Here is a 6,835-nt window from a genome sequence, read left to right as displayed (position 1 = left end):
TTTTTATTCCTTTTTTTCTTTGGAGTTATTGTCTTGTCTAAGAACATCTATGTTGGAAATTTGTCCTGGTCGACCTCTGATTCTGATCTGCACGCCATGTTTTCCCAGTATGGCCAGGTCAGTTCCGCCCACGTCATCGAAGACCGGGAAACCGGCCGTTCCCGTGGCTTCGGCTTCGTGGAAATGGACGACGAAGGCGCCCGCAAGTCTATTCAGGCATTAAACGGCACCGACTGCCAGGGTCGCACCCTGAAAGTCAACGAGGCGCAGCCTCGCGAGAGCCGCCCCCGCTACTAAGCGGCTTGCTTGCTCGATACAGCCCGTCCTTGGACGGGCTTTTTTTTGGCAAAAATCAAACCAAACTTCGCAAAAAATGACCACAATTGCCTAATGCACGATGGGCGCGGGCTGGCCGCCCACTTCCTCGCGCAGGGCCGCGACCTTGCCACGCAGATAGACGGCCACAAGATCGCCCATGTCCGCGTCCCGGGAGTGCTCCAGAGCGTAGCGACGCAGGTCTTCTTCGCTTTCCTTTTCCATGCGTTCCGATTCCATGAACATCAAAAAGACCAAACCCAGGGCGGCGTTGTTTTCGACGCTGCCATCGCACAGATGCTGCAGCTGTTCATCGGGAATGGTTTCAAACAGACGATCGGCGAACTGGTTAATCCATTTCGTGTACAGGTCGGGCATGAGGTCCGGGATGAGGCTGGCCAATTTCTCGGCGGTTTCGGCGGTGATATTGGGCATGGTCACCACGAAATACTCGGTCAGGGCTTCATGCCGACGCTCGGCGCTATTGGAGAACTTATCGAGGATAATCAAAAAAATATGCGCCCGCATCTGGGCTTGGGTCAGGGACATGGTCACACTCCAAAAGGAATCAGGCAGCCCGGGTCCTCGGCCATGGCGGCCATGACAATGCGCGCACAGGCCTCGGCATCGGAACGGGCATGGTGATGGTCGAGGTCGAGGCCAAGAAAGCGGCACACGTCCGGCAATTTGGTTGGTCGGAGGTTCCAGAGTTTGCGGGCCAGATCCACGGTGCACACAAAGGGCAGACGCGGCGAAGGCAGGCCCGCCATGGAACAGCAGGTGAGCAAAACGGAGCTATCAAAACGGGCATTGTGCGCGGCCAAAAAATCCACGCCTTCCAAAAAATCGGCGTTCTCGATCCAAAATTCCCGAAAACTGGGACTATCCTTGACATCGCGCCAATGCAGACCGTGAACGCGGACACAAAATGGCGAAAATCGAGACCGAGGCGGGCGGATCAGCCCATAAAGGCTATCCTCGATGCGCCCATCCCGCACCTTGACCAGGCCCACGGCGCACGCGCTGTCCCGTTGGGAATCAGCGGTTTCGAAATCAATGGCCACATAGGATCGGGGTGAACGCATCTCAACAAATACGGGGCAACTGTTCACCTTCAAGCATATCCATGAGCCGGGTTCCACCCAGGGGTGTTTCCAGAACAACCTTGCCCGGATGATCGGCCCGCACTTCGCCAATCCGGGTTGCGTCATGTCCCAAGGGGTCGGCGCGCATGATGCTTAGGGCTTGGTCCGCGTACCGAGCTGGCAGGATGCACAAGAACTTGCCTTCATTGGCCAGATACAGGGGGTCCAGGCCCAGGAAGGAACAACCGCCGCTGACTTCGGGCCGGACCGGGATGTGTTCCTCGAAAATGCGGCACTCCACGCCGGACTGGCCTGCGATTTCATTGAGCGTCGTGGCCAGACCGCCACGGGTTGGATCGCGCAGGACGTGCACCTCGGGGATCGCTTCCAGCAGGCGCACGATCAGATGATTGAGCGAGGCACAGTCCGAAACCACGGGGGCTTCGAAGGACAAGCCCTCGCGCTGGGCCAGGATGGCCAGGCCGTGATCGCCCATGCATCCGCTGACCAAGATGGCATCACCGGCTGCGGCCCGGTGTCCGCTCGGCGCGTCGGGCACGAACACCTCGCCGATCCCGGTGGTGTTGATGAAAATTTTATCCACCGTGCCCCTGGGCACGACCTTGGTGTCCCCAGTCACGACCTTGACCCCGGCCTCGCTGGCGGCATGCCCCATGGACGCGACGATTCGCTCCAGATCAGCCACGGCCAAGCCTTCCTCGATGATGAATCCGCACGTCAAAAAACGGGGACGGGCTCCAAGCATGGCCACGTCATTGACCGTGCCATGCACGGCCAAGGCGCCGATATCACCGCCCGGAAAAAAAATCGGATCGACGGTAAAGGTGTCCGTGCTCACGGAAATGGGGCCGGAAACATCCAGAAAGGCGGCATCGTCGAGACGATTCAGATACTCATTGCCCAAATACTTCAAAAACAACCCCGTGATGAGCCGATGCGAGGCCTTGCCACCACTGCCCTGGTCCAAAAGAATGCGTTCTTCAGACATGAGTCGTCCTTATACTGAATATTTGTAATAGGCCGCGCAGGAGCCTTCGGTGGACACCATGCACGGGCCCACCGGAGAGGCGGGCGTGCAGGCCGTGCCAAACAGCGGACACTGATTGGGACCAATTTTGCCCTTGAGGACATCGCCGCACCGACAGCCCTTGATCTCGGGAACGTCCTTGAGCGTCAGGTCGAAAATGCGCATGGCGTCATGGTCCGCGTATTCGTCGCGGATGGCCAGACCACTGCCGGGTATCAGGCCGATGCCACGCCAAAGGGCGTCGGTAGGGGCGAAGACCTCGTCCATGACCGCGAGTGCCGTGGTGTTGCCCGCGTCGGACACCACCCTGGTATAGGCATTGACCACCTCGGCCCGTCCCTCGCGACGCATGGTCACGAACAGATGCAGGGCCTGCAGGATGTCCAGGGGTTCAAACCCGCCCACCACGGCCGGAATGCCGTATTTTTCAGCCAGAAAAAGATAAGGACGCACGCCTATGATGGCCGACACATGGCCCGGCAGCAAGAAGGCCTGCACCTTGAGCTCTGGATCTCCGGCCAAGGCCTCCAGGGCTGGCGGAACCAGCTTGTGGAACCCGAGCACGGAAAAATTAGCGAGTCCCTGCTCCCGGGCGACCCGCATGGTGGCGGCAATGGCCGGAGCCGTGGTTTCGAAGCCGACACCCAAAAAGACGACCTTGTCCCCCGGATTGTCCTGGGCGATCTTGAGCGCGTCAAAAGGGGAATAGACGACCTTGACCCGCGCCCCGGCGGCCTGGGCCATTTTCAGGGTACGCTTATCCGGACCGGGAACGCGCATCAGATCACCGAACGTGGCGATGATGACATTTTTTTCGGCCAGGTCGAGAAACGCCGCCACCTCGCTATCGTGGGTGACACAGACCGGGCAGCCAGGACCGGACAGATGCACGATCTTGTCCGACAAGAGGGAGCGCACTCCGCTGCGGAAGATGGACACCGTATGCGTGCCGCAAACCTCCATGAAGCGTAACTCGCCATCCAATTCCGCGTGGATTTGTTCCAAAACCGCGCGGCACAGCTGTGGATCCTTGAAACCGTCAAACAAGTTCAAGATTCAGTCCTTCCTCGAAAAGTTTCAGCGTGGCGATGGCTTCGTCGCGGTCCAGCCGGGTCAAGGCAAACCCGGCGTGCACGATAACGTAATCACCCACGACGGGCGGTTCCGAAATCACGTCCAGGCGTACATTCTGGCGCACGCCACCAACCTGAACTTCGGCGTTCTTGCCATCAATCTTCAATATTTCCATGGGAATCGCGAGGCACATGACACATCTCCCGCTTTGCAATTTGTCAACGGTGTTGCTAAATCCCCGCCTGTTTCGTGTCAATGAACTCTTTCCCGCTTCAGGACCCGCCCATGTCGCACACCGCCCTCGCCATCGCCCCCGCCCTGGAACGCATCGCCGTCACGCCGAGCGGCACGGTCCCCACGGACGCGCAATGCCGGATGTGGTGGGACAAATATGCCATGTTCGATCACATCAAGCTGCATAGCCAGAAAGTGGCCGACGTGGCCACGGCCCTGGCGCTCCTGGCGACAGCCCGAAATCGCGCCGGCACGAATGCCACGACCTTTGTCCAAAGCGTCCGGGCCGCGGGGTTGCTGCACGATCTGGGCAAGACCTATTCCATCCAGCACGGCGGCAACCACAGCCAGCTCGGCGCGGCCTGGGTCATGGAACTGACCGGCAATCCCGCGCTTGCCCAGGGTGTCATCCATCATGTTCATTGGCCAGGCGAACTGGATCCCAACATCTTTTTTCTGCCCCTGGCCATTATTTACGCCGACAAACGGGTCATGCACGACCGGTTGGTTGACCTGGACGAGCGCTTCGCCGATCTGTATGCCCGCTACGGCCACACCGAGCGCAGTCGGGACCTCATCGCGGTCTCCCACGCCCAGGGCAAGGAGCTGGAGCGTATCCTCAGCACATTTCTCGGAGAAAATCTGCATGCGTATTTTACTGATAGCTGGCGGCTGGTCCGCCGAGCGTGAAGTGGCCCTGAACGGGGCCCGCCAAATTGAAATCGGCCTGACCAATCTGGGCCATGATGTCACCGTGTTCGACCCGGCCCGGGATCTGCGCGGTCTGGCGACAGCGGCCCACGACCAGGAGTTCGCCTTCATCAACCTGCACGGTTCGCCGGGCGAGGACGGGCTGGTGCAAGGCCTCCTGGAACGGCTCAACCTGCCCTACCAGGGGGCCACGTCCAGCGCCTCCCTGCTCGCCCTGAACAAGGCCGTGTCCAAACAACTCTTCGAGGAGGCCGGACTGACCACGCCGGACTGGGAATTCGTTCCGGCTTGCCATGTCGCCAACTGGCGGCCGCGCCTGTCCTTTCCCCTGGTCGTCAAGCCCAACACCGGCGGGTCGAGCATCGGCGTTGGCCTGATCCAAACCGAGGCGGATCTGGAAGCGTTTCTGGACAGACCGGAACTTGCCGGACTGGACTTGGTGGTCGAGGAGTTGATCCCTGGCCAGGAACTGACCTGCGGCGTGCTCGAAGGCGAAACCCTGCCGCCAATTCTCATCCAGCCCAAACATGGCGCGTTTTTCGACTACGAAAGCAAATACATGGCCGGAGCCTCGGAAGAAATCTGCCCCGCGCCCATTCCCGGGGAACTGACCCGAACCCTGCAACGTATGGCCCGCGCCGCCCACGACGCCCTGGGTTTGACCGACTACAGCCGGGCCGACTTCATGGTCCGTCAGGATGGCACGCCCTTCATTTTGGAGGTCAACACCCTGCCCGGCATGACCGCCACCAGTTTGCTTCCCCAGGAGGCCCACGCCGTGGGACTGTCCTTCGAGCAACTTCTGTCCCGCCTGATCGAACTCGGGCTGCGCAAAAAACGCCCGTGCAGTTAAACCGGCCGGGCCTTGTCCTCTTCGGTCTCGCCTACTCCCTGCTGTGGGTCCTGGCCCTGCCGATCCTGGCTCTTTCCAAGCGATTGCGGACCGGATGGCGCCAACGCCTGGGGTGGGACACGCCACCATCGTGCGATATCTGGATCCAGGGCGCGTCCGCCGGAGAATGCGCCCTGGCCGCCACCCTGCTGGGTAGTCCGGAATTCACGCGACTGGCTGACTCCAAACCCGTGCGTGTTCTGGGCACGTCCTGCACGTCCCAGGGGCTCGATGTTCTGAGCGCGGCCGCGATCCATCCCCAGACCACCCTCCACGAACGATTTTTCCCGTTCGACCTGCCCGCCCTCATGGCCCGCACGCTCCGCGCCGTCCGGCCCAAGGTGGTGGTCCTTCTGGAAACAGAAATCTGGCCGGGACTGCTCCTGGCCTGCGCACGCCTGAAAATCCCCGTTATCGTGCTCAACGCCCGCATGACTCCGGCTTCCCTGGCCGGATACCTGGCCCTGCGCCCCGTGCTCGCAAGGCTGGCGCCAGACCGCGTTGGAGCCATGGCCAAGGACGACGCCCGGCGCTTCGCGCTGATCTTTGACCCGGACCGCGTCACCGTGACCGGCAACATCAAATTCGATCGGGCCGCGGATGCCCATTTCCGGGAATCAGACGCCAATCCTCTGCGCGGGCTGATCCCGGCCCGTGTCCCCTTCCTCGTTCTTGGCTCCGTGCGCGCCGAGGAAGAAAAACCCGTGCTGGAATTGATCCACGCCCTGCGCGCCGCGCGACCAGACTGCATCATCGGCCTTTTTCCCCGCCACATGCACCGCTGTCCGACTTGGCGCGAGCGTCTGGCCAAGGCTGGCATCGCGACCCGAAACCGATCCTGCCTGGATGACCCTGCTTCGCCAGGAACAGTCCTCGTCTGGGATAGATTCGGGGAACTGGCCCAAGCCTACGCCCTGGCCCATCGCGCCTTTGTCGGCGGCAGCCTGGCCCGTCTGGGAGGACAAAATTTTCTGGAACCCCTGGCCCAAGGGGTGCTCCCGGCCATGGGACCACACCTGGACAACTTCGCCTGGGTCGGAGAAGAAATTTTCGCGGGTCTGGCCGAGCGCGAGGCCGATCCCGTCCGGCTGGCCGCCATTCTCCTGGCCCCGGCCCCGCCTCGCGCCGAGGTCCGGGTCCGATTCCAGGCTTATGTCCAGGCCCGCCAAGGCGCGACCGCAGCCAGCTTCGCCCTTCTCGATCCATACCTTTCCCAGGAGTAACCATGCCCGAGGTCATCGCCATCATCCCGGCCCGGTACGCCAGCACGCGTTTTCCAGGCAAACCACTGGCCCTTATCAACGAGTACCCCATGTTCTGGCATGTCTGCACTCGCGCCGCGCGCTGCCCGCTCATCACGCGCGTGGTCCTGGCCACGGACGACGAGCGCATCCACGCCAAGGCCAAGGAACTGGACGTGCCCGTGGTCATGACCAGCCCGGATCATCCCAGCGGCACGGACCGCGTCCTGGAGGC

Annotated in this window: 10 protein-coding genes; 5 read left to right on the top strand and 5 right to left on the bottom strand. The window is 61.4% G+C overall.

Annotated elements, in window-relative coordinates:
• Window positions 1–33 precede the first annotated feature (33 nt).
• Window positions 34–297, top strand: a complete 264-nt coding sequence (locus EOL86_10920) for an RNA-binding protein (protein ID NCD26085.1) — start codon at window positions 34–36, stop codon at window positions 295–297.
• A 90-nt stretch (window positions 298–387) separates the two neighbouring features.
• Here the strand turns inward: EOL86_10920 and EOL86_10915 are convergent, their stop codons facing one another.
• Genes EOL86_10915 through EOL86_10895 form a run of 5 tightly spaced genes read right to left on the bottom strand, consistent with a single transcriptional unit; the run spans window position 388 to window position 3,715 of the window.
• Entirely contained in the window at window positions 388–864 is a 477-nt protein-coding gene (locus tag EOL86_10915) for a hypothetical protein (GenBank protein NCD26084.1), read from the bottom strand.
• Window positions 865–866: 2 nt separating this feature from the next.
• Entirely contained in the window at window positions 867–1,400 is a 534-nt protein-coding gene (locus tag EOL86_10910; protein ID NCD26083.1) for an exonuclease, read from the bottom strand.
• A 1-nt stretch (window position 1,401) separates the two neighbouring features.
• Complete coding sequence (gene hypE, locus EOL86_10905; protein ID NCD26082.1) at window positions 1,402–2,409, bottom strand: hydrogenase expression/formation protein HypE; 1,008 nt, start codon at window positions 2,407–2,409, stop codon at window positions 1,402–1,404.
• Window positions 2,410–2,418: 9 nt separating this feature from the next.
• On the bottom strand, window positions 2,419–3,501 hold the full coding sequence (gene hypD / locus EOL86_10900; protein NCD26081.1) for a hydrogenase formation protein HypD: 1,083 nt from the start codon (window positions 3,499–3,501) through the stop codon (window positions 2,419–2,421).
• Window positions 3,488–3,715 (bottom strand): HypC/HybG/HupF family hydrogenase formation chaperone, encoded by a 228-nt coding sequence (locus EOL86_10895; GenBank protein ID NCD26080.1) that lies wholly within the window; start codon window positions 3,713–3,715, stop codon window positions 3,488–3,490. Before EOL86_10895 ends, hypD begins: the two co-directional genes overlap by 14 nt.
• A 62-nt stretch (window positions 3,716–3,777) precedes the next feature.
• Here EOL86_10895 and EOL86_10890 point away from each other — a divergent pair, with 62 nt between their 5' ends.
• From EOL86_10890 to EOL86_10875, 4 genes are all read left to right on the top strand, one after another.
• Window positions 3,778–4,446, top strand: coding sequence for an HD domain-containing protein (locus tag EOL86_10890; protein NCD26079.1), 669 nt, complete (start codon window positions 3,778–3,780; stop codon window positions 4,444–4,446).
• On the top strand, window positions 4,403–5,320 hold the full coding sequence (locus tag EOL86_10885) for a D-alanine--D-alanine ligase (protein ID NCD26078.1): 918 nt from the start codon (window positions 4,403–4,405) through the stop codon (window positions 5,318–5,320). Before EOL86_10890 ends, EOL86_10885 begins: the two co-directional genes overlap by 44 nt.
• A complete protein-coding gene (locus tag EOL86_10880) occupies window positions 5,311–6,582 on the top strand; it encodes a 3-deoxy-D-manno-octulosonic acid transferase (protein ID NCD26077.1) in 1,272 nt (423 codons plus the stop codon). Before EOL86_10885 ends, EOL86_10880 begins: the two co-directional genes overlap by 10 nt.
• A 2-nt stretch (window positions 6,583–6,584) precedes the next feature.
• A partial coding sequence (locus EOL86_10875) for a 3-deoxy-manno-octulosonate cytidylyltransferase (GenBank protein ID NCD26076.1) occupies window positions 6,585–6,835 on the top strand: 251 nt, incomplete at its 3' end.

This window comes from Deltaproteobacteria bacterium, assembly GCA_009930495.1.
GTDB lineage: Bacteria > Desulfobacterota > Desulfovibrionia > Desulfovibrionales > Desulfomicrobiaceae > Desulfomicrobium.
This window is presented reverse-complemented; position numbering and strand designations above follow the sequence as displayed.

Excerpts from the sequence above, each read along its gene's own strand:
- EOL86_10915 (NCD26084.1), bottom strand. The coding sequence starts at position 864 with ATGTCCCTGACCCAAGCCCAGATGCGGGCGCATATTTTTTTGATTATC.
- EOL86_10910 (NCD26083.1), bottom strand. The coding sequence starts at position 1,400 with ATGCGTTCACCCCGATCCTATGTGGCCATTGATTTCGAAACCGCTGAT.
- hypE (NCD26082.1), bottom strand. The coding sequence starts at position 2,409 with ATGTCTGAAGAACGCATTCTTTTGGACCAGGGCAGTGGTGGCAAGGCC.
- EOL86_10895 (NCD26080.1), bottom strand. The coding sequence starts at position 3,715 with ATGTGCCTCGCGATTCCCATGGAAATATTGAAGATTGATGGCAAGAAC.
- EOL86_10890 (NCD26079.1), top strand. The coding sequence starts at position 3,778 with ATGAACTCTTTCCCGCTTCAGGACCCGCCCATGTCGCACACCGCCCTC.
- EOL86_10885 (NCD26078.1), top strand. The coding sequence starts at position 4,403 with ATGCGTATTTTACTGATAGCTGGCGGCTGGTCCGCCGAGCGTGAAGTG.